We start from the raw sequence: 19,600 nt of genomic DNA on the forward strand, positions 1-19,600 counted from the left end.
CCGCGCTAGTTTTGCTTTGTCCATAGCGCAAAGAAAGTTTGAGGGAAGTTCGATGATTGCTCACGATGTCCACCTGCGGATCGGATCACTGCTGTTCGAAGGCGTCGATCAAATCGACTTGACCGGACCGTTCGAGGTGTTGTCGCGGATTCCGAATTCGACCTACCGCATCTACGGCAAGACCGCCGAGCCCGTCCGCGACATCAAGGGATTGCGGCTGACGCCGGATGCGACGCTGGCCGAAGCGCCGCCGCTCGATGTGCTGCATGTGCCGGGCGGCTTCGGTCAGCAAGCCCTGATGGAGGACGCGGAAGTGCTCGACTGGATCAGCCGTCAGGCGGCCGGGGCATGCCGCATCTTCTCGGTCTGCACGGGCGCGCTGATCTGTGGAGCGGCCGGCCTTCTGAAGGGACGCAGGGCGACGACGCATTGGGCGTCGTTTCATCTGCTGCCGTTCTTCGGCGCGACGCCCGTGAACCAGCGCGTGGTGGTGGACGGAAGCTTTGTCTTTGCCGCCGGAGTCACGGCAGGCATCGATGGCGCATTGCGGCTTGCGGCTGAATTACGCGGCGACGATGCCGCGCGCGCGATCCAGCTCTATATGGTGTATGCGCCGGAGCCGCCGTTCGACAGCGGCACGCCGGAGACCGCGCCCCCCGAGATCCTGCAGCAGTCGCGCGAGGGCGTGCGCGCGATCACGGCGCAGCGGGAGGAAACCGCACGCCGCGTCGCCGCCAGGCTGGGCGTCGCGGTGTAGGGAGATTGAGCCCGGACTAATTGCCCGGCTCGAAGCTGCAGTCGGCGCCGCCGCCGGCCTTGTCCTTGATCACAGCGGGATCGAGCGTGCAGGACAGTTTCGACAGCGCCTCGTAGATCGTGCCTGCGGCGCCGTCGGGCGGCACGCCGGCCAGTGCCACGGTCGCGTAGATCGCGTTGGCTTCGGCGCCCCTCACGGTATGGGTGTTGCTGCCGAAGATCAGTTCGCAGGAGCGCGAGGTGATGGCGACATCGCTGGCGCGGCAGACAACCTTGTCGGCGGTGACGGTGATCTTCGTGGTGATGGGAACATTGCTGTCGCCCGCGAAGAACGCGGCGACCGCCTTCTTCTGCTTGGCCGGCAACGGCGAATAGGGCGCCACGACGCCGGCGAGCGCCAGCGCTACCGAACCGGAGGTGGTCGCGGGCGCGGCCGATACGGCTGACGCGGCCAGCGACCATGAACATGCGAGGATCGCCAGTCGGCCTAGTCTCAATTCCATTCCGATCTCCTGTATCTGCGCCTTCCGCGGCGCGGAATCGCTAGCATGTCTCGTGGCCTCATTGGGTGATGCCCTTCACTTGGCGTCCAGCAACTTCGCGTGAGGCGCGGATGCGCGCGCAGGGCAGGGCGGCCCCGCGTGGAGTGGCTTGCACGATCGCGCCATCGGCGGCACAGTCGGATCTGCGGCTGCGATGCCGCCAACAATGACGACAAGAAGACCCATCGAGGAACGCCATGGCGGCCACGCGCATCGACTGCGACATCCATCCCGCGGTGGGGGGAACGCGCACCACGCTGCTGCCCTATCTCAGCGATCACTGGAAGGAACAGGTCGTCAGCCGCGCCATCGATGGGCTCGATCTGAATTCCTATCCGCCGTCGATGCCGTTGTCCGGCCGTGCCGACTGGCGGCCTGCCGACGGCAGCAAGCCCGGCAGCGATCTTGCCATGGTGCAGCGCGGCGCGTTCGACCAACTCGGCGCCAGCCACGCCATCTGCAATGTCGTCTACGGTGCGCAGGCAGTGTTCGATTCCTACATGGCGGCCGACTTCTGCAAGGCGATCAACGACTGGATCGCGGCCGAATGGCTCGCGAAGGACGCGCGGCTGCGCGCTTCGATCGTGGTGCCGATCCAGGCGCCGGACCTTGCGGTCGAGGAGATCGAGCGCCGCGCCGGCGACAACCGCTTTGTCTCGGTGCTGGTGCCGTCGCAAAACGAAACGCTGCTCGGCCGGCGGCACTACTGGCCGATCTACCAGGCCGCGGAGAAGTACAAACTGCCGATCGCGATCCACGCCGGCAGCGCCTATCGCGGTGCGCCGAGCTCGATCGGCTGGCCGTCCTATCGCTACGAATATTACCTCGCCGAGGCGCAGGCGTTCCAGGCGCAGGCGCTGAGCCTGATCTATGAGGGCGTGTTCGGGAAATATCCCGGATTGACCGTCGTGTTGATGGAGTCGGGGGTGAGCTGGCTGCCGGCCTTCATGTGGCGCGCCAACAAGACCTGGCGCGGCGTCCGCGTCGAGGTTCCCTGGGTGGAGCGCGAGCCGGCCGCGATCATCCGCGACCATTTCCGTGTCACCATGCAGCCGTTCGACGCGCCGCTGGATGCAACCGGTGTCGCCGACATCATCGACCAGATCGGCTCCGACAAGATGTTCCTGTTCGCGTCGGACTATCCGCACTGGCAGTTCGACGGCGACGATCCGGTCCCGCCGCATCTGCCCAAGAGCCTCGTCAAGCGAATGAGCGAGGACAATCCGCTGGAAACGTTCCCGCGCCTGAAGCTTGATGCCTGACTCATTTAATGGAGGATCGCATGAGTGACGTCATCGACCGCCCGATGCTCAACCAGGAGACCACCGCCGCGACGCGGCTGAAGATCATCGATTGCGACATCCATCCGAGCATCCATGCGCACAGCGACCTCAACGAGTTCTTGCCGAAGCGCTGGCAGCAGCATCTGAAGGAATATGGCAGCCATCTGCGCACGCCCTATATCGGCACCACGCCGTATCCGCGCTCCTCGCCGCTGATCGCGCGGCGCGACGCCTGGCCGCCGACCGGCGGCGTGCCCGGCTCCGATCTCGATTTCATGCGCAAGCAGCACCTCGATCCCTTCGATGTCGAGTTCGGCATTTTGCAGGTGCTCGACCTCTTCATCTTCTCGCAGCAGAACCTGGAATTCGGCGCCGCGATCCAGCGCGCCATCAACGACTGGCAGCTCGCGTTCTGGGCGCACCGCGATCCGCGCCTGAAGGCCTCGATCCTGGTCGGGCAGGACGGCTCCGACCTCGGCCTCGCCGAGATCGAGCGCTGCGCCAGGACCGGTGAATACATCCAGATCAACGTCTCGCCGCGCGCCAACGAGCCGCTCGGCCGTCGCCGCTACTGGCCGATCTACGAGCGCGCGCAAGAGCTCGACCTGCCGCTCGGCATCCATGTCGGCGGCTATGGCGGACATGCGCCGACCGGCGGCGGCTGGCCGTCCTATTACTGCGAGGAGCACCAGTCGAACGCGCACACGGTGGCCTCGAACCTCACGAGCCTGGTGCTGGAGGGCGTGCCGGAGCGCTTCCCGAAACTGAAGATCGTGTTCATCGAGGGCGGCTTCGGCTGGATCCCCGCGACGATGTGGCGGATGGACCAGCATTTCGAGCGCTTCCGCAGCGAGGTGCCGCATCTCAAGCGCAAGCCGAGCGAGTATGTGAAGCAGAGTTTCTGGTTCACCACCCAACCGATCGACGAGCCCGATGAAGCGCGGCACCTGCGTCAGCTGATCGAATGGGTCGGCATCGACCGGCTGCTGTTCTCGTCCGACTATCCGCACTGGGACTATGACGACGCGCGCTACGCCTTCAAGACGCCGCTGACCGACGCCGAGCGCCGCAAGATCTTCAACAGCAACGCCCGCGCGGTCTACAAGTTTTGACTCTTGTTTTGACGCGTTTTCCTCACGCGAACCGGAGGTCCACTTCGCTTGAAAACGCTATGAGGATTCCGATGACCCGTCACATCGTCGCGCGCACCAGCGAGATCCCGGCCGGCGGCAACAAGGTGTTCGGCCTCGAGGGCCGCGACATCGTCGTGTTCCACGTCAACGGCGAGTTCTTCGCGCTGCTCAATCGCTGTCCGCACGAAGGCGCGCCGCTTGAGAAGGCGGCATGCGTCGCCCGCCTGACCTCGCCGGAGCCCGGCGTCTATCAGCGCGACCGCGTCGGCGAGATGCTGCGCTGTCCGTGGCACGGCTGGGAATTCGACATCCGCAACGGCCAGTCCTGGTTCGATCCCAAGCGGTTCAGGATCCGCTCCTATCCGGTCGCGGTCGAGAGCGGCGCGGAGTTGCAGAAGGGGCCGTATGTCGCCGAGACCTTTCCGGTGCACATCGAAGACAATTACGTGATCGTCGAGGTGTGAGGTACGCGTCAGAGCCGAGCGGCAGCGTTCGGTGGCAGATCAAGCAGAAATCAAGGAGCCGGCTTCTCTCGCAAAAAAAAGTACTCAATTGAGCGGCGGCTTCGGTAAGCCATCCAGGGGAATTGGGTTTGCCAAACCGGGCCGAGACATTTTTGGTTGATCGGCTGGCAAGAGTGTTTGAAGGGGAAGCAATGGCGCCGGCTTAGCGGTCGCCTTTCGCGTCACCCTCGGGTTGCTTTGTGGCGAATAGCTCTTTTCAAAAACGGAAAGCTGTCTCTTCACCTCCTCAGAAGTGAAGCGCCTCTCGTATTTTGTTCCATCGTATTCGAGTTCTATCGTGAATGGAACGAAATCGTTCATGAATTTGGAGAGCGGAATTCCATCTTTGCCAGTTTCGATGAATGGCTTTTCAGAGCTGCTAATCTCAAACTCGGCGAGAGGCGGAATTCCGAAAGTATCATCTGCGGAAGTTGGTATCCATGGATGCGGGAAACATGCGATGGCTTTTGATTCATCCGGATCTTGAGCGAGCAAGAGCAAAGGTATTGTCATATTTGTTTGCTCAGAACGCATAACCCCGCTGAACTTCGCTATGGGCTTATCAGAAATGTTTCTTCCTTTGCCTCCGAACGAAACAACTCGAATTTCGGGTTGATCGGACAATTTTTGCATTGTCAGAAAGTACCCGAGACCGTTTGCTGTCTGATCAAAATTCCAGACAATGTTGCCGACCGCCGCAGGTTCTGACAATCGAGACGGGCTTGCGAAAAACGTCCCGATAAAAATTCCTGTTCCTAGAAAAACTGACGCCGCCAGCGCATAGGCTACATAAATAATTGCCTTGCCGACCAGTTTTGCTAGCGAGTTCCATTTTACGGCGACGAGAAAAGTAGCAACGAAAAGGGTCGCGTTGACGGCCCCAGCACGGAATTGACCTTCGGTGAATTTCTCTGCGGCGATAAGGAAAAAAACGAAAAGCGCGATACCTGCTATGGCCCACCGAAGTGCCGGACCAATTTTGTCGGGAATTTCAGAATCGGACATAGGAGGTGGCCAACAAGAATCATCGATAGTTTTCAATATCACTTCCGAATGTAGGGCTTGAAGCGCTCGCGCTAACCGCGATCACGCTAACCAAGCCATTTCTTTCGTGGACAGTTCTCAAACTGCCCCGGTTTGGCCAGGAAGCGATCCCGCTGAGAATGAGAGTTAATGAGTTTATTGCAATTATTGCAATAATGAAGTGCAATAGTCGGCAATTATAATGTAATGTGCAATGGGCCATTTTGAGTGGGCGGTCGGGATCACCCCGTCCACCACATCAGGAACGGCACCATGAAGCTCTATCACTTTGCCCTCTCCGGCCACGCGCATCGCGCGCGCCTGTTCATGTCCCTGCTCGGCATTCCGCACGAACTGGTCGACGTCGACCTGAAGTCCGCGGCGCAGAAGACGCCGGAATTCCTCGCGCTCAATCCGTTCGGCCAGGTGCCGGTGCTGGACGATGACGGCACCATCATTTCCGACTCCAACGCGATCATGGTCTATCTCGCGACCAAGCTCGGCCGCACCGACTGGCTGCCGCAGGATGCCAAGGGTGCCGCCGCCGTGCAGCGCTGGCTGTCGGTTGCCGCCGGCGATCTCGCGTTCGGGCCCGCCGCGGCGCGGCTCATCACCGTGTTCGGTGCCAAGCACAATCCGGACGACGTGATCGCGCGCGCCCATGTGCTGCTCAAGCGGCTCGAGGCGCATCTTGCCGATCGCGACTGGCTGGCCGGCACGGGCCCGACGATCGCCGATGTCGCGCTCTACAGCTATCTGTCGAGCGCGCCCGAAGGCAATGTCGATCTCTCCGCCTATGTCAGCGTCAACGCCTTCCTGCGCCGGATCGAGGCGCTGCCGGGCTTCGTGCCCTTTGCCAAGACGGCCGCCGGTCTGGCGGCAGCTGCGTGAGATGTCGACCGGGCGTGCCCCGCGGGCGCGCCCGTCCAACCCCGAAAGGGAGGCGACGCGATGAGCGACAGGCGAACCAGGAGCAAGCTCGCGACCTGGCATCAAGGCGAGCTGGCGATCCAGCAGAAGGTCGGCGTCGTCGAGAAGATGGCGGCGGTCGGCCAGCGCGCGGTGCGCGACTTCATGCCCGACCAGCATCGCGATTTCTTCGCGCAGATACCTTTCATCGTGGTCGGCAGCGTGGACCGAAGCGGTGACGTCTGGGCCTCGCTGCTGGCCGGCCGGCCCGGCTTCATTGCCTCGCCGACGCCGCGGAGCCTCGAGATCGATGCGCGGCCCGACGCCAGCGATCCCGTCAGCGAAGGCATGCGCGAAGGCGATGCGATCGGCCTGCTCGGAATCGAGCTGCACACGCGGCGCCGCAACCGTGCCAACGGGCTGCTGCGCGCATCGTCAGGCAAGGCGCTCAGCTTCGAGCTCGATCAGAGCTTTGGCAATTGCCCGCAATACATCCAGCTGCGCGATTTCACCTTCGTGCGTGCGCCGGATGAGCCGTTCAAGGGAGAGGTCGAGGCGAGCACGACGCTCGATCAGGCCGCGCGCGACACGATCGCGGCGGCCGATACCTTCTTCGTGGCGTCCTATGCCGAGCGCGAGGACCGTCGCCAGGTCGACGTCTCGCATCGCGGCGGCAAGGCCGGCTTCGTGCGCGTCGCCGCCGACGGCACGCTGACGATCCCCGATTTCGCCGGCAATCTGTTCTTCAACACGCTGGGCAACATCCTCGTCAACGGCAAGGCCGGGCTGCTGTTCGTCGATTTCGAGACCGGCGACATGCTGCAGTTGAGCGGCGATGCCGAGGTGATGCTGGACTCGCCCGAGATCGCGGCGTTCCAGGGCGCCGAGCGGCTGTGGAGTTTCCGCGCCCGCCGCGTGGTGCGCCGGCGCGGCTCGCTGCCGCTGCGCTGGGCCTTTCGCGCCGACGGCTGGTCGCCGAATGCGCTGATGACCGGCGACTGGGCGCAGGCCGCCGATCGTATCCGGGCAACCGAGCGCGCGAGGCAGTGGCGTCCGTTCAGGGTCACCGAGATCGTCGACGAGAGCCGCGCGATCCGCTCGTTTCATCTGCAGCCGGTCGATGGCGCGGGGCTGCTCCCCCATCAGGCCGGACAGCATCTGCCGATCCGCCTCTCGTTGCCCGGCTCAGAGAAGCCTGTTATCCGCACCTACACGCTGTCGGTCGCGCCGTCGGACGGCATGTACCGCATCAGCGTGAAGCGCGACGGGCTGGTGTCGCGGCATCTCCACGACACGATCCATGTCGGCGACATCATCGAGGCGCGAGCGCCGGGCGGCGGCTTCACGATCGATGCGCGCGAGAAGCGGCCCGCGGTGCTGCTCGCCGGCGGCGTCGGGATCACGCCGCTGCTCGCGATGCTGCGCCACGTGGTCTACGAAGGGCTGCGCACCCGCGGCATCCGGCCGACCTTCCTGTTCCAGGCGGCGCATGCGAAGGCGGACCGCGCGTTCGGCGACGAACTGCAGCAGCTGGCCGATGCCGCCGGCGGTGCTATCAGGATCATCCGCGTGCTCAGTGACGTCGCTGGCGCCGAGCAGGGCACGGATTACGACGCCGCGGGCCGGATCGACATGGCGCTGCTGTCGCGCGTCCTGCCGTTCAACGACTACGACTTCTATCTGTGCGGGCCGCCGCGGTTCACTCAGTCGCTCTATGACGCCTTGCGCGGCTACAACATCGCCGATGGCAGGATTCATGCCGAGTCCTTCGGCCCGTCGTCGCTGCTGCGGAAGCCGGACGTCGTCACCACGGCGCCGCCGCGCCGGCCGGCCGCGACCGCGCCGGTCCCGGTCGCCTTCACCGCATCGATGAAGGAGGCGCGCTGGACGCCGGAGTCGGGAACGCTGCTCGACCTCGCGGAGGCGCGCGGCCTCAGTCCCGGATTCAGTTGCCGCGAAGGCAATTGCGGAAGCTGTCGAACGAAACTGCTGGCGGGCGCCGTCACCTATGTGAAGCAACCGACCGCCGAGTTTGCCGATGACGAGGTGCTGATCTGCTGCGCGGTGCCGGCGCAGCCGGATGGCGATGGCGAGGAGCGGATTCAGCTCGATCTCTGAACAGCCGTACGCATCCTGCACAGCGCCTTCGCCGCTCAGCCCATGCTGCCCGGCATGAAGCAGCGTGGCCGCGGGTGGCCGTTCAGGTAATACGGCCAGACCATGGTGCGGCCGGCGCGGTTCGGGCCAGTCACGACGGCCTCATCGGGAACGTCGACCCACTCACCCTCGAGGCGGACGCGGTAGTGGCCGTCCTTGGTGTCCCAATCGGCATCGTCGACGCGCTGCGCGTCGCTGCCGTCGCAGCAGGGACCCTTGCCGCTGTGCAGGCTTTCATACCAGCCGTTCAACTCGGGATGGTCGTGATCATGGGCCTGGCCGGACCGATCGCCGGCATCGACAGCACGGCGGTGAGCACGGTGAGCGTCATACGCAAACGCGGTTTGTTCATCTGGTTCCCAATTCCGGGCGCCCATCTCGGGCCAATCCGGAAGTGGTCACCGGGTTCCTGACATCAATAGGATGACAAATATCATATAATCACGTTCGCGAGAGGGTACGGCGTGCCGCCGGGTCGGGCCGGGTGCCGGCAATTCAGGCAAGCAGGCCCATCACCTGGTCGATCACGGCCTTCACCCGCCTGGCATCCGGCCTCTGATGCGCCAGCGCCAGCAGCCCGGCATGCACCACCATGATGGTCTGCGCGGTGACGTCGGGATCAAAGCCCTTGCTGAATTCGGCGCGGCCGGCGCGCAGCCGCGTGCGCAGCAGGTCTTCAAGCCGCCGGTTGTAGCGCTCGATGCTCTTGCGGAGCTCGGCCTGATCGAGCGAGCCGTCGGTCGCCGAATTGATCGACAGGCAGCCGCGCTGTCCCTTCTCGCCCGAGCAATAGGGGATGAAGCCGGTGAGCCATTGCCGGATGGCCTCGCGGGCCGGTCCCGGTTGCGCCAGCACGCGCTCGGCCCAGCCCAGGATGCCGTCGTGATAGCGGTCCAGCACTTTCAGGAACAGCGCGTTCTTGTCGCCGAACGCCGCATAGAGGCTGGGCTTGGCGACGCCGCTCATCGCGGTGATCTCGTCGAGCGAGGTCGCCTGAAATCCCTTCTGCCAGAACATCTGGCGGGCGATTTCCAGGACGTCGTCGGGATCGAAGCTGCGCGGCCGTGCCATATCTCTCTTTTATTTACTCCTGCGTCGGATGTGAAGCCTTCACCTTGCTGTGAAAGCAGGCTTGACCATTGACGTGCGCCGCATTCTGTACTTACAAGTACATAATGAAATCGGGAGATCGTGCCATGAAGGCGGTTCAGGTCGTTGCGTTCGGGCGTGCGGCGGACGTAGTCAAGCTCAACGAGGTGCCGGATGTCGGCGCTCCCGGCCCCAACGAGGTGGTGGTCGCAGTCGAGGCCGCGCCGATCAACAATTCGGATTTCATGATCATCGCGGGGCGCTACGGCTATCTGCCGACGCCGCCGGCCACGCTCGGGATCGAGGGCGTCGGGCGGGTGGTCGCCGCGGGACCGCAGGTCAAGAACCTGAAGGCCGGCGACCGCACGCTGATTCCATTCACGGTCCCGACCTGGACCGAGCGCGTCAAGTTCACGGCGTCGTGGCAACGGCCGTTGCCGGAAAAGGCGGATATCCAGCAACTCTCCATGATCGGGGTCAATCCGGCGACCGCCTATCTGCTGCTGACCGATTTCGTGAAGCTTCCACCCGGCGGCTGGGTGATCCAGAACGGCGCCAACTCGGCGACGGCGCGGGCGGTGATCGCGATTGCCAGGTCGCTCGGCTTGAAGACCGTCAACATCGTCCGGCGCGAGGAGGTCGTCGACGAGGTCAAGGCGGCCGGCGGCGATGTCGTGCTGGTCGACGGACCTGACCTCGCCAAGCGCGTCGCCAGGGAGACGGACAAAGCGCCGATCCAGCTGGCGCTCGATGTCGTTGGCGGCACATCCGCCTTGAACCTGATGAATTGCCTCGCGCCAAAAGGCGTGCTCGTCATCTACAGCGCGATGAGCGGACAGCCGTTCTCGGGCTCGGCCCTGAGCGTGATCTTCAACGAGGTGTCGGTGCGCGGCTTCTGGCTCGGCCATTGGGGCAAGACCGCAAGCGACGAGGCGCTGGCGAGGATGTACGATCATCTGGTGCCGATGGTCGCATCGGGCGCGATCAGCGCGCCGGTGGTGGGCAGCTACGGTCTGGAGAAATTCCCGGAGGCGATCGCGCAAGCGGCGGCGTTCAAGGGCAAGGTCATCTTCACGCCGAACTGGGCCGTGTAGCTATCAATGCCGGCGCCGCCCGGAATGCAGCCTCGTTTACGGCGAACCGGCTGCGACCAGCTTGCGCCGCGCCGCGACCAGGTCAATGAGCCCCGACCTGTTTTTGTTATATGCCTTGTCGAGCTCGCGAGCGTGGCCGAGCAACACCCATGGCGCCACTCTCGCCAAGTGCGCCATGACCTCGGCAGTTTGCGCCTTCCGGGCAGAAGCCCGCATCTTCTGGTCGGCGAAGTAAAGCATCAGCGAATGCGAGCGGTTGGTCGGTATCACGCCGTACAGCAGTGTCGTTGTCGTCATGCTATAGGCATAGAGCATGTCCGACAGCGGCATCAGTCGGAACCTGAACCAGCCCCTTTGCAACACGTGCGTGTCGGTAATCCGCACGTGGCCGCGAAGCTTCAAGCCAGATCTGGCCGTCGTAATGTCATGCTCCAGCCGCGCGCTGAGCATTTCCAACGCATTGGCGGCCTGCCCGCAGACCGCACGTAAATCGGGATGCGATGATGGCGCGTTAAATCGCGAGAGTGCTCGCCAGCCGATCAAGATAGCGAGCGCCAATGGTACCGCAATCAAGATCAGCACGACCGCGACGGCGGCGGAGGTGTATTGCTCCGTGTCGAGCATGACAGGGAGAAACGCCGCGCTGGCATCGCCACTCCGCTTGGTGAGGCGACTGATCCGGCCGATCGTCTCCATGTCGGCGGCAAGCAGGCCGCCGCTCAGCGCTTTCGCGTCGAGAACGCGATCCGGGAGCGCCTTGATCAAGAGCAAGCGGTCCCCGAGCTGGGCAATAGAGAATATCGTGTGGTCATATTTGCCCCGGGAGTAGACGCCGGTCGAAACGACCTTGTCGGCCTGCAGCGCGACCCAGTTGCGCGATAGTTGCGGAAGACCCGTCACCGCGCGCACCTGGTCTTGCGACATCGCAACCGCGCCTCTGGCGTAGTTGTCGAGAAACTGTACGTTTTTCAGCACCATGACAGCTGCAAACGCCAGCAGCACAAGGCACGCGCCGAGCTGACGCAAGCTCGTGTTGCGGATCTGGCGCTCGACCCATGTCATGCTCATACCTCTGCTTCCGGTCGGACCCGCCTATCGTTCGGGCGTTTGTCTGCCTGGTCCTTCGAGGCAGGCACCCTGGGAACGTCGCGCGAATGCAATCTCCGATCGTTCGGGAAGCTCGGCCGGCCGCCGCGACGATGAACTCAGGCGTATAGTCTTGCTTCGGGACTGCTGCCGGAGGCTGCAGCGCAGGTGATTAAAGTGACTTTAACGGCGGGGGCCTGGCTTGGTGTCGGTCACGTTTCGATTGCTTGAACTCATAAAATTTGAGCTTTGGTCTTCCCCGCTCGTGCACTACGGCGCGGCAAGCGGACGCGCTACGACAGGCTCGCCGCTCAATTGGACGCTGCCGGCGCGCTGGTGTAGAGATCGCGCATGACAGCGCATGCCAGGATCGAAGCGATCGCCAACGAGGTCCTCGCCTCGTGGGCCAGCCACTCCCAAATCCAGACGTTTTCCTCGCGGCCGGACGGCATCACGCTGGCGCAGGCCTATCAGGTCACGCCGTTGCTTCGCGCGGCGTTCGAGGCCCGCGGCGAGCGAATAACCGGCCGCAAGATCGGTTTCACCAATCGCCAGATGTGGCAGGCCTACGGCGTCGACTCGCCGGTGTGGGGATACGCCACCAGCCGCACCACGCGCGACCTCGCGGACACGCAGGTGATGGCGCTGGATGATTTGTGCGAACCCCGCATCGAGCCGGAGATCATGTTCGGCATCGGCGCGCAGCCGTCGCCGTCCATGAGCGATGATGCGCTGCTCGGCTGCATCGCGTGGGTCGCGCTCGGCTATGAGATCGTGCAGTCGATCTACCCGGATTGGAAATTCGCCGCCGCCGACACCGTGGCCGCGAACGGCGTGCACGGGGCGCTGCTGATCGGCACGCGTCATGCGATCGCGCCGCGCAAGAGCGCATGGCAGCGTGAGCTCGCCACCTTCGAGGCCGAGCTTCAGTGCGACGGCAAGACGGTGCAGCGCGGCGGCGGCGCGCTGGTGCTCGACAGCCCGCTGCAGGCGTTGCGCCATCTGGTCGAACTGCTGGCCAAGGACCCGCACAATCCGCCGCTGGCTGTGGGCGACGTGATTTCCACCGGCACCCTGACATTGCCGATGCCGATCAAGCCAGGCGAGCGCTGGACCGCCAAGGCCATCGGCATTCCCCTCGAAGACGTCACTGTTCAATTCGCCTGACCGTGTCTCGCGCCGCCGGGCACCCGTAATAATCGCGTGGTTGCCCGATGTTAGGCCGTCGGTGCCTCGACACGGTGGTGCGCGGCATCATTGCCATTGCATCTTGAGACCGGTCCGGCTTACCGCTACCAGTGCAATTCGGTTGCGGGCCGTCGCGAGCCGCCGGTGGAGACCGGTGCGGATGTCGCAGGGGCCGACGGAAGCAATGCCAGGCGCATTGGAGAGAGGACGTTTCTCATGGCAAACACGACGGCGGAGCTCGAAGCGCTCCTGATGCAGCGGTCGCTGACCGATCCGCAGCTCTTGGCGACGGCGGAGGCGGCATCGGACTTCCGGATCCTGCCGGATGCCACGGTGATCAAGATCGGCGGGCAGAGCGTGATCGACCGCGGCCGCGCCGCGGTCTATCCGCTGGTCGACGAGATCGTCGCGGCCCGCGAGGCGCACAAGCTGCTGATCGGGACCGGGGCGGGCACCCGTGCCCGGCATCTCTATTCGATCGCGGCCGGGCTTCGGCTGCCGGCCGGCGTGCTGTCGCAGCTCGGCGCCTCGGTTGCCGATCAGAACGCCGTGATGCTGGGCCAGTTGCTGGCCAAGCACGGCATCTCCGCGGTCAGCGGCGCCGGGCTTTCGGCCGTGCCGCTTTACCTCGCCGAGGTCAACGCCGTGATCTTCAGCGGCATGCCGCCGTATGGCTTGTGGATGCGGCCGGCGCCCGAGGGCATGATCCCGCCCTACCGCACCGACGCCGGCTGCTTCCTGGTCGCCGAGCAGTTCGGCTGCAAGGCGATGATCTATGTGAAGGACGAGAACGGCCTCTACACCGCGAACCCGAAGACCGCGAAGGGCGCGACCTTCATTCCGAAGATTTCGGTCGCCGAGATGAAGGGCAAGGGATTGCAGGATTCGATCCTCGAATTCCCGGTGCTCGACCTGCTCGCCACCGCACGTCATGTCCGCCAGGTGCAGGTCATCAATGGCCTCGTCCCCGGCAATCTCAGCCGCGCGCTCGCGGGCGAGCATGTCGGCACCATCATCACCGCGAACTGAGCGAGACACGACCATGGATGACACCATCAAGCACGTCGCTTCGCCGCTCGCGCGCCAGACCCTGCTCGACAGCGATCTCACCCGTCCCGTCGCCGGCGGACGTCCGATTCCCCTGCTGCCCTGGGTGCAGGTGATCAAGATCGGCGGCCGCTCCATCATGGACCGCGGCCATGAGGCGATCTTGCCTGTTGTCGCCGAGCTGCGCGCGCTGTTGCCCGAGCACCGCATGCTGATCCTGACCGGCGCCGGCATCCGCGCCCGCCATCTCTACAGCGTCGGCCTCGACCTCGGGCTGCCGGTCGGCTCGCTGCAGCCGCTCGCGGCGAGCGAGGCCGGGCAGAACGGCCATATTCTCGGCTGCCTGCTCGCGCCGGACGGCGTGTCCTACATCGAGCATCCGACCATCGCGAGCCAGCTTGCGATCCATCTCTCCGCGGCCCGCGCGGTGGTGGGCAGTGGCTTCCCGCCCTATCACCACCACGAGTTTCCGAACTCGCGCATCCCGATGCATCGTGCCGACACCGGCGCCTTCCTGATCGCCGATGCGCTCGGCGCGGCCGGCCTCACCATCGTCGAGGATGTCGATGGCGTGTACACCGACGATCCCAATGGTCCGAACGGCAAGAAGGCGCAGCTGCTGCGCGAGGCCAGCCTCGCCGACCTTGCCAAGCTGAAGGGCACGCTGCCGTTCGATCCCGCGCTGCTCGAGGTGATGGCCAATGCGCGGCACCTCGAGCGGGTGCAGGTCGTGAACGGCCTCGTTCCCGGCCGGCTCACCGCGGCGCTGCGCGGCCAGCATGTCGGGTCGATCATCCGCGCCGGCGCGCGGCCGGCTAACTAGCGCAGCGGACTCCGCTTCACCTCGCCCCGCGCGCGGGGAGAGGTCGCAACGCATCGTTAGATGCGTTGCGGGTGAGGGGAGTCTCCACGGATCTAGCTATCACCGTACGCGCGGAGGCAGCCCCTCACCCCAACCCTCTCCCCGTAAGAACGGGGAGAGGGAGCACAATGCCATCGCTCCTCGCGCTAGTCTTATTGCGCTTTGGTCCAGCGCGCGCCCGGGTGACTATTTGATCGTCGCGCGCACCGTGATGACCGAGGTGCCGGACGCCTTCGGCCCCTGACCCGTCGCCTTGATCGCGAACGTGTCATTGCCTTTGTACTTAGCCTTCGCCCGGTACTCGAAGGTCGATGCGTTGATCTTCTTCAGTTTGCCGTAGGCCGGCTTTTGCGAGATCGACGAGTCCGTCACGGTGCCGCGGATCCCGACCGGGATCTGGCAGCTCTCGCCGGAGGCGACATCGATATCGCCGCTCGAATTCTCGCCCCAATCCGCCAATGTCACCGACATCGAGCATTCCGGCACGGGCTGCGCCGATGACGCTGGCCTTGCTCCCGATGCCGCAAGGATGATCGCCAGGGCGGCAACCGCCGGCGCCCGCGTCGTAACGATGCTCGTTTTCATGCAAAGCGCCCACTGCTGAAAGGTGACTGCGCAGGAATCCTGCAACGTGGGAGCAGGGGTGGCAAGGGCTTCGCCGCGCCGGTGTGACAAGTGTTGAAATGCCTGGGCGCTTGTTGCGTCGTCGGAGCGCCGCCATAGTCGCGCCCGATCCGAGCGGGACAAAGGCGCGTGTGACCAGGGAAGGGTTCCAATGGCTGAAAGCAACACCAACGCCCAGCAAGCCGGGTTTGCCGGCGTCACGCGCAAGACCCTCGAGCGACTTGCGCTGCCCGGCGATCATCGTGAGCTGGTCGTGGCCGAGGTGACCTATCCGCCCGGCGGGGTGGCCCCGCTGCACCGGCATCCGGTCGGCGGCGTGATCTACATCGTCGAAGGCACCGCCGAGTCCGCCTATGGCGACGAGGCGCCACGAACATATCGGGCAGGCGAGACCTTGCAGGATCGCCCTGACGTTCCGCACACGCTGTTTCGCAATTGTGACCCGGAACGGCCGCTGCGCTTCCTGACGATCTACGCGCTCGAGCCCGGCCGCGCTTACACGATGGAGCCGTAAGACTGCGGAACGCTACCGCTGGCTCGCCTGAGGTTTCGAACTTGCGCTGGCCAGCGGCAGGGGAACGGCCAGCAGAAGGCAAACCGATTCCACCAGCAGTTCATGGGCACGATCGACGATGTCGTCCAACGAACTGGTCTTCGCGAACATGGCCTGGGCTTCGGCCAGCAACCGCTCACGCGTCGGGATGCTGGGCAGATGCAGATCGGCACGGTGCTGCAGCAGCGCAAGCGCTTCCCGCACCGACAATCCGGTTTCGTGGACCGACGATCTGATCGCCTGCGCGATGTATTCGGGATTGAAGCGGCCGGCGAGCTGCTCGGCCGTTCGCTTGATCACGCGTGATCCCAAGCGCTGCTCGTTGCGGAGAACCTGCATGGGCGGCGCCTTCATGTCCCAGACAATACCGAGCCAGGACAAGGCCACCAGAACATAATAGGTCGCATCAATCTCCCACCACCGGAAGCCCTGCCGCGCACTGCTTTGGTAGGCGTGATGATTGTTGTGCCAACCCTCGCCCATCGTGAACAGGGCCAGCAGCCAGTTGTTGCGGGAGTCGTCGCCCGTCACATAGCGCTTGCGTCCGTGAACATGCGCGAGCGAGTTGATGCAAAACGTGGCGTGATACAGCAGCACCGTGCTCCAGAAGAAACCGACCACGAGCCCCGACCAGCCCGCAACGAGGAAGCACAGACCTGCGACCACGATCGCCGGCAACACCTCCGATTTGTGCAGCCACATCAACTCCGGATACGAGGCAAAATCTGCAACTTTCGTCAGATCAGTTACATCGTGCTGCCGATAAAAGATCCAGCCGAGATGACTGTACACGAAGCCTTTATGCCCCGGCGAATGCACATCGTGCTCGGTATCCGAATGAAGATGGTGATGCCGATGTTTCGCGGCCCACCAAAGCACGCTCTTTTGGGCGCTGCTCTGGGCAAGGAATGCAAGGATGAACTGAAACGTCCGGCTCGTTGCGTAAGCCCGATGCGAGAAGTAGCGATGATACCCCGCCGTGATCGCAAACATGCGCAGCCAATAGAGCGCGACGCAAATTGTGATCGCTTGCCATGAGACGCCCGACCAGATCGCCGCCAGACACCCGACGTGGACCAGCAGGAACGGGAGCACCTGCGGGTACATGATGTCGTCGTGCTGCTGAGCCGGATCGAACTTGGTGGACACGCTCACGACCTCGGCTGCTTCAATGCGCGGGGCCGCTTCGCCGGCAGACGGTTCAAGTCCTGGTCCTGGCGGGCATCGCGCGCGGTGTTGATAAAGAAAACCCCGCGGCCGGGTGACCAGTCGCGGGGTCGCGTAACCAGAAGCTTTGCCAGTTCATCCGTGGTCAAAGCAGCATGGCCGATTGTCGCAGCTTACACCGCGCGCAGGTTGTCCGCTGCAGATTTGCCGGTCCGGCGGTCTGCAACGATCTCGAAGGAGACCTTCTGTCCCTCGTTGAGGGAGCTCATGCCGGCGCGTTCGACCGCGCTGATATGAACGAAAACGTCCTGGCCGCCGTCGTCCGGCTGAATGAAGCCGAAACCCTTTTGGCCGTTAAACCACTTCACTGTTCCCATGCTCATGGAAAATAGTCCTATAGATGCGTGTTTGGAGCCGCACCCGAGGGCGCGGCAGGTGAACTCGAAGTTTGGGGGGTGAGGGTCGTCAGTCAGGCACGCTATTAGCGGCGAGGCCAAGTCGTTCGGCCGAAACTCGATCCAAGGTAAATAACTACAGTTCGATCGTTTCGCAAGGGGCTTGTCCCTTTCTGACCTCGACCGCTGCGCGCCTTTGGGGCCACGGGGCCTAATCCTTCTTCGCCGTCAGGCCATCGACCATCGCGCGCGTCAAGGTCGCGATCTCGCTGCGCAGTTGGCCGATCGGCACCGCGATCAGCTTGTGCTCCAGCCCGAGCGCGACCATGCCATGCACGGCGGAGAACAGGCTGCGCGCGGTGACGCCGAGCTGCGCCGGCGAGCGCTGCGGAAACAGCGCGGCGAGCGGCTTGTAGATGTGGCGGAACAATTCCATCTGCTCGGTGATGGCCCATTCCGGCACCGGCTTGCCGGGCTGCATGCGGTGCTCGAACAGCGCGCGCCACAGTTCGAGATTGTCGGCGGCGAAGTCGCAATAGGCGACCGCGATCCGCACCAGCATTTCGCGCGGCGCCGCGGCGGCGCCGATCTCGGCCAGCGACAGCGAGGCGTCGAGCCGCGCCAGCGTGCGTGAGCCGACGCGCAGAATCAGCTCGTCGACATCCTCGACCAGATTGTAGACGCCGCCATTGGCGACCCCGATTTCCTGGGCCAGTTCACGGGTTTTCAGGCCGCCGAGACCTTTTGCCGCAATCGCCCGTTCCGCCGCCTCGATCAGCGCTTCGCGCAGTTTTGCACGTCGTTCCAATGCTTTGGACATGTTTTACCTACCGTTAACCATACGCTTGAGCGATGCTCAAATAATTCTTGAGCGTCGCTCAGTATGTGGTACAGATTATTCATGAGCGATGCTCATAACAGGGAGCGATCAAATGTTCAAAACAGTTTTCACGCTTTTCCGCGGCACCGTGGCAGTGGCCGAGGAGGAACTGCAAGACCGGACCGCGCTGGTCATCCTCGACCAGCAGATGCGCGATGCCGCCGCCGCCGTCGAGCGCTCGAAGCGGTCGCTGGCCCTGGCGATCGCCGGCGACCAGCAGGAGGGCCGCCGGCTCGAGGCCACCAACTCCCGGATCGCCGATCTCGAGGTGCGCGCCTCGGCGGCGCTCGAGGGCGGCCGGGAGGATCTCGCCCGCGAAGCCGCGCAGGCGATCGCCAACCTCGAGGCCGAACGCGACGCCGCGATGACCGCGCGCACCCTGTTCGCCACCGAGATTACCCGACTGAAGCGCCACGTCGCCAATGCCGAGGCGCGCATCGCCGAGCTCGATCGCGGCCGGCGCCTCGCCCGTGCCTCGGAGGCGGTGCGCTCGCTGCGCCGGAGCGGCATCGAGGCGGCGCGGCCCTACGAATCGACGCTGCCCGAAGCGGAAGCGACGCTGAAGCGGCTGCGCGAGCGGCAGATCGAGATGCAGGCGGCCGATGACGCGCTGTTCGAGATCGATACCGCGTCGGGTCCGCTCGTCGTCGCCGAACGGCTCGCCGAGCAGGGTTTTGGCCCGCGCATGAAATCGACCGCCGACGACGTGCTGGCGCGGCTGAAAGCCAGGCGCCCGCCTGCCGCCTGAAATCTCAAGTCTGAAACCAAGCCATCTTCAAATCATCTAACATCGAGGAGACCACCATGAACCAGACCATCCAACCCCACAGCGGCAGCTGGGTGACCTTCACCTACGCGTCCTTCGCAGCGTGCGCTTTCCTCGTCGCCGTCGGCGTGTTCTTCCTGCCGATCGATCTCTGGATGAAGGGCTATCTCACGATGGGCATCGTGATGCTGGTGCAGACCTGCGTCACGCTGACCAAGACGGTGCGCGACAATTACGAGAGCAGCAAGTTCGTCAACCGCATCGAGGACGCCAAGGCCGAACGCCTGCTGATGGAAGTCTCCAAGGCGGGGTGAGCCGGAGCCAGGACGAAGCGGCGGGTGGTTTTCGCCCGCCGCCTTTGCCTAAGTAGCTTTGCCCCGATCGGGCGCCCGATCTAGTAGTCCGGTCATCCTGAGGTGCGAGCGCAGCGAGCCTCGAAGGATGCACGGCCCGGCCGGTGGCCGTCGACCCTTCGAGGCTCGCTGCGCTCGCACCTCAGGGTGACGGTGAAGGAGCTGGCGCTCTGCAGCCACGCGTTTTGCT

At 64.2% G+C, this 19,600-nt stretch carries 22 protein-coding genes; 13 read left to right on the top strand and 9 right to left on the bottom strand.

The window, feature by feature from the left end:
* The first annotated feature begins 52 nt into the window (after positions 1-52).
* Positions 53-757, top strand: coding sequence for a DJ-1/PfpI family protein (locus BRSPCE3_RS14540; protein WP_244066487.1), 705 nt, complete (start codon positions 53-55; stop codon positions 755-757).
* 16 nt (positions 758-773) lie between these two features.
* Here BRSPCE3_RS14540 and BRSPCE3_RS14545 read toward each other — a convergent pair whose 3' ends face one another.
* Positions 774-1,259, bottom strand: a complete 486-nt coding sequence (locus BRSPCE3_RS14545) for a hypothetical protein (protein ID WP_244066488.1) — start codon at positions 1,257-1,259, stop codon at positions 774-776.
* 236 nt (positions 1,260-1,495) lie between these two features.
* On the opposite strand from BRSPCE3_RS14545, the gene BRSPCE3_RS14550 reads away from it, so the two are divergent.
* The 3 genes from BRSPCE3_RS14550 to BRSPCE3_RS14560 all read left to right on the top strand — a co-directional run bounded on the left by BRSPCE3_RS14550 (position 1,496) and on the right by BRSPCE3_RS14560 (position 4,178).
* Positions 1,496-2,560 carry an amidohydrolase family protein gene (locus BRSPCE3_RS14550; RefSeq protein ID WP_244066489.1) on the top strand — a complete coding sequence of 355 codons (1,065 nt, stop codon included), beginning with the start codon at positions 1,496-1,498 and terminating at the stop codon, positions 2,558-2,560.
* A 20-nt stretch (positions 2,561-2,580) separates the two neighbouring features.
* On the top strand, positions 2,581-3,693 hold the full coding sequence (locus BRSPCE3_RS14555; RefSeq protein WP_244066490.1) for an amidohydrolase family protein: 1,113 nt from the start codon (positions 2,581-2,583) through the stop codon (positions 3,691-3,693).
* Between the two features lie 71 nt (positions 3,694-3,764).
* Positions 3,765-4,178, top strand: a complete 414-nt coding sequence (locus BRSPCE3_RS14560; protein ID WP_074127539.1) for a Rieske (2Fe-2S) protein — start codon at positions 3,765-3,767, stop codon at positions 4,176-4,178.
* Positions 4,179-4,262: 84 nt separating this feature from the next.
* On the opposite strand, the gene BRSPCE3_RS14565 is transcribed toward BRSPCE3_RS14560, so the two are convergent.
* Entirely contained in the window at positions 4,263-5,222 is a 960-nt protein-coding gene (locus BRSPCE3_RS14565) for a hypothetical protein (RefSeq protein WP_244066491.1), read from the bottom strand.
* 291 nt (positions 5,223-5,513) lie between these two features.
* Between BRSPCE3_RS14565 and BRSPCE3_RS14570 the strand changes: the two genes are divergently transcribed.
* On the top strand, positions 5,514-6,131 hold the full coding sequence (locus BRSPCE3_RS14570) for a glutathione S-transferase family protein (RefSeq protein WP_244066492.1): 618 nt from the start codon (positions 5,514-5,516) through the stop codon (positions 6,129-6,131).
* 60 nt (positions 6,132-6,191) lie between these two features.
* The gene (locus BRSPCE3_RS14575; protein WP_244066493.1) at positions 6,192-8,267 is read left to right on the top strand and encodes a pyridoxamine 5'-phosphate oxidase family protein; all 2,076 of its coding nucleotides are present in this window, start codon (positions 6,192-6,194) and stop codon (positions 8,265-8,267) included.
* A gap of 35 nt (positions 8,268-8,302) precedes the next feature.
* Here the strand turns inward: BRSPCE3_RS14575 and BRSPCE3_RS14580 are convergent, their stop codons facing one another.
* Positions 8,303-8,557, bottom strand: coding sequence for a hypothetical protein (locus BRSPCE3_RS14580; RefSeq protein WP_244066494.1), 255 nt, complete (start codon positions 8,555-8,557; stop codon positions 8,303-8,305).
* A gap of 244 nt (positions 8,558-8,801) precedes the next feature.
* Entirely contained in the window at positions 8,802-9,377 is a 576-nt protein-coding gene (locus BRSPCE3_RS14585) for a TetR/AcrR family transcriptional regulator (RefSeq protein ID WP_244066495.1), read from the bottom strand.
* Between the two features lie 125 nt (positions 9,378-9,502).
* On the opposite strand from BRSPCE3_RS14585, the gene BRSPCE3_RS14590 reads away from it, so the two are divergent.
* Entirely contained in the window at positions 9,503-10,489 is a 987-nt protein-coding gene (locus BRSPCE3_RS14590; RefSeq protein ID WP_244066496.1) for a zinc-dependent alcohol dehydrogenase family protein, read from the top strand.
* Between the two features lie 36 nt (positions 10,490-10,525).
* On the opposite strand, the gene BRSPCE3_RS14595 is transcribed toward BRSPCE3_RS14590, so the two are convergent.
* Positions 10,526-11,557 carry a DUF6709 family protein gene (locus tag BRSPCE3_RS14595; RefSeq protein WP_244066497.1) on the bottom strand — a complete coding sequence of 344 codons (1,032 nt, stop codon included), beginning with the start codon at positions 11,555-11,557 and terminating at the stop codon, positions 10,526-10,528.
* Between the two features lie 369 nt (positions 11,558-11,926).
* Between BRSPCE3_RS14595 and BRSPCE3_RS14600 the strand changes: the two genes are divergently transcribed.
* The 3 genes from BRSPCE3_RS14600 to BRSPCE3_RS14610 all read left to right on the top strand — a co-directional run bounded on the left by BRSPCE3_RS14600 (position 11,927) and on the right by BRSPCE3_RS14610 (position 14,633).
* Complete coding sequence (locus tag BRSPCE3_RS14600; RefSeq protein WP_244066498.1) at positions 11,927-12,742, top strand: 2-keto-4-pentenoate hydratase; 816 nt, start codon at positions 11,927-11,929, stop codon at positions 12,740-12,742.
* A 237-nt stretch (positions 12,743-12,979) separates the two neighbouring features.
* On the top strand, positions 12,980-13,792 hold the full coding sequence (locus tag BRSPCE3_RS14605; protein WP_244066499.1) for a uridine kinase: 813 nt from the start codon (positions 12,980-12,982) through the stop codon (positions 13,790-13,792).
* Positions 13,793-13,805: 13 nt separating this feature from the next.
* On the top strand, positions 13,806-14,633 hold the full coding sequence (locus BRSPCE3_RS14610; RefSeq protein ID WP_244066500.1) for a molybdenum storage protein subunit alpha: 828 nt from the start codon (positions 13,806-13,808) through the stop codon (positions 14,631-14,633).
* 225 nt (positions 14,634-14,858) lie between these two features.
* Here the strand turns inward: BRSPCE3_RS14610 and BRSPCE3_RS14615 are convergent, their stop codons facing one another.
* On the bottom strand, positions 14,859-15,257 hold the full coding sequence (locus BRSPCE3_RS14615; RefSeq protein WP_244066501.1) for a hypothetical protein: 399 nt from the start codon (positions 15,255-15,257) through the stop codon (positions 14,859-14,861).
* 190 nt (positions 15,258-15,447) lie between these two features.
* On the opposite strand from BRSPCE3_RS14615, the gene BRSPCE3_RS14620 reads away from it, so the two are divergent.
* Entirely contained in the window at positions 15,448-15,810 is a 363-nt protein-coding gene (locus BRSPCE3_RS14620; RefSeq protein ID WP_244066502.1) for a cupin domain-containing protein, read from the top strand.
* A gap of 12 nt (positions 15,811-15,822) precedes the next feature.
* Here the strand turns inward: BRSPCE3_RS14620 and BRSPCE3_RS14625 are convergent, their stop codons facing one another.
* The 3 genes from BRSPCE3_RS14625 to BRSPCE3_RS14635 form a co-directional block, all read right to left on the bottom strand.
* On the bottom strand, positions 15,823-16,956 hold the full coding sequence (locus tag BRSPCE3_RS14625; protein WP_244066548.1) for an acyl-CoA desaturase: 1,134 nt from the start codon (positions 16,954-16,956) through the stop codon (positions 15,823-15,825).
* 233 nt (positions 16,957-17,189) lie between these two features.
* Positions 17,190-17,399 carry a cold-shock protein gene (locus BRSPCE3_RS14630; protein WP_097671727.1) on the bottom strand — a complete coding sequence of 70 codons (210 nt, stop codon included), beginning with the start codon at positions 17,397-17,399 and terminating at the stop codon, positions 17,190-17,192.
* Between the two features lie 223 nt (positions 17,400-17,622).
* Positions 17,623-18,231 (bottom strand): TetR/AcrR family transcriptional regulator, encoded by a 609-nt coding sequence (locus BRSPCE3_RS14635; protein WP_244066503.1) that lies wholly within the window; start codon positions 18,229-18,231, stop codon positions 17,623-17,625.
* A gap of 112 nt (positions 18,232-18,343) precedes the next feature.
* Here BRSPCE3_RS14635 and BRSPCE3_RS14640 point away from each other — a divergent pair, with 112 nt between their 5' ends.
* A complete protein-coding gene (locus BRSPCE3_RS14640) occupies positions 18,344-19,039 on the top strand; it encodes a PspA/IM30 family protein (RefSeq protein ID WP_244066504.1) in 696 nt (231 codons plus the stop codon).
* A gap of 56 nt (positions 19,040-19,095) precedes the next feature.
* Positions 19,096-19,371, top strand: a complete 276-nt coding sequence (locus BRSPCE3_RS14645; RefSeq protein ID WP_244066505.1) for a YiaA/YiaB family inner membrane protein — start codon at positions 19,096-19,098, stop codon at positions 19,369-19,371.
* Positions 19,372-19,600 lie beyond the last annotated feature (229 nt).

Origin of the sequence: Bradyrhizobium sp. Ce-3 (assembly GCF_022835695.1) — a bacterium.
In the GTDB taxonomy this organism is placed as follows: Bacteria; Pseudomonadota; Alphaproteobacteria; order Rhizobiales; family Xanthobacteraceae; genus Bradyrhizobium.

What these genes read in the sequence shown, in the direction of transcription:
- BRSPCE3_RS14585 (WP_244066495.1), bottom strand. Translation starts at nt 9,377, where the DNA reads ATGGCACGGCCGCGCAGCTTCGATCCCGACGACGTCCTGGAAATCGCC.
- BRSPCE3_RS14565 (WP_244066491.1), bottom strand. Translation starts at nt 5,222, where the DNA reads ATGTCCGATTCTGAAATTCCCGACAAAATTGGTCCGGCACTTCGGTGG.
- BRSPCE3_RS14540 (WP_244066487.1), top strand. Translation starts at nt 53, where the DNA reads ATGATTGCTCACGATGTCCACCTGCGGATCGGATCACTGCTGTTCGAA.
- BRSPCE3_RS14640 (WP_244066504.1), top strand. Translation starts at nt 18,344, where the DNA reads ATGTTCAAAACAGTTTTCACGCTTTTCCGCGGCACCGTGGCAGTGGCC.
- BRSPCE3_RS14600 (WP_244066498.1), top strand. Translation starts at nt 11,927, where the DNA reads ATGACAGCGCATGCCAGGATCGAAGCGATCGCCAACGAGGTCCTCGCC.
- BRSPCE3_RS14615 (WP_244066501.1), bottom strand. Translation starts at nt 15,257, where the DNA reads ATGAAAACGAGCATCGTTACGACGCGGGCGCCGGCGGTTGCCGCCCTG.
- BRSPCE3_RS14605 (WP_244066499.1), top strand. Translation starts at nt 12,980, where the DNA reads ATGGCAAACACGACGGCGGAGCTCGAAGCGCTCCTGATGCAGCGGTCG.
- BRSPCE3_RS14595 (WP_244066497.1), bottom strand. Translation starts at nt 11,557, where the DNA reads ATGAGCATGACATGGGTCGAGCGCCAGATCCGCAACACGAGCTTGCGT.
- BRSPCE3_RS14550 (WP_244066489.1), top strand. Translation starts at nt 1,496, where the DNA reads ATGGCGGCCACGCGCATCGACTGCGACATCCATCCCGCGGTGGGGGGA.
- BRSPCE3_RS14635 (WP_244066503.1), bottom strand. Translation starts at nt 18,231, where the DNA reads ATGTCCAAAGCATTGGAACGACGTGCAAAACTGCGCGAAGCGCTGATC.
- BRSPCE3_RS14610 (WP_244066500.1), top strand. Translation starts at nt 13,806, where the DNA reads ATGGATGACACCATCAAGCACGTCGCTTCGCCGCTCGCGCGCCAGACC.
- BRSPCE3_RS14560 (WP_074127539.1), top strand. Translation starts at nt 3,765, where the DNA reads ATGACCCGTCACATCGTCGCGCGCACCAGCGAGATCCCGGCCGGCGGC.
- BRSPCE3_RS14590 (WP_244066496.1), top strand. Translation starts at nt 9,503, where the DNA reads ATGAAGGCGGTTCAGGTCGTTGCGTTCGGGCGTGCGGCGGACGTAGTC.
- BRSPCE3_RS14630 (WP_097671727.1), bottom strand. Translation starts at nt 17,399, where the DNA reads ATGAGCATGGGAACAGTGAAGTGGTTTAACGGCCAAAAGGGTTTCGGC.
- BRSPCE3_RS14620 (WP_244066502.1), top strand. Translation starts at nt 15,448, where the DNA reads ATGGCTGAAAGCAACACCAACGCCCAGCAAGCCGGGTTTGCCGGCGTC.
- BRSPCE3_RS14555 (WP_244066490.1), top strand. Translation starts at nt 2,581, where the DNA reads ATGAGTGACGTCATCGACCGCCCGATGCTCAACCAGGAGACCACCGCC.
- BRSPCE3_RS14545 (WP_244066488.1), bottom strand. Translation starts at nt 1,259, where the DNA reads ATGGAATTGAGACTAGGCCGACTGGCGATCCTCGCATGTTCATGGTCG.
- BRSPCE3_RS14570 (WP_244066492.1), top strand. Translation starts at nt 5,514, where the DNA reads ATGAAGCTCTATCACTTTGCCCTCTCCGGCCACGCGCATCGCGCGCGC.
- BRSPCE3_RS14575 (WP_244066493.1), top strand. Translation starts at nt 6,192, where the DNA reads ATGAGCGACAGGCGAACCAGGAGCAAGCTCGCGACCTGGCATCAAGGC.
- BRSPCE3_RS14645 (WP_244066505.1), top strand. Translation starts at nt 19,096, where the DNA reads ATGAACCAGACCATCCAACCCCACAGCGGCAGCTGGGTGACCTTCACC.
- BRSPCE3_RS14625 (WP_244066548.1), bottom strand. Translation starts at nt 16,956, where the DNA reads ATGTACCCGCAGGTGCTCCCGTTCCTGCTGGTCCACGTCGGGTGTCTG.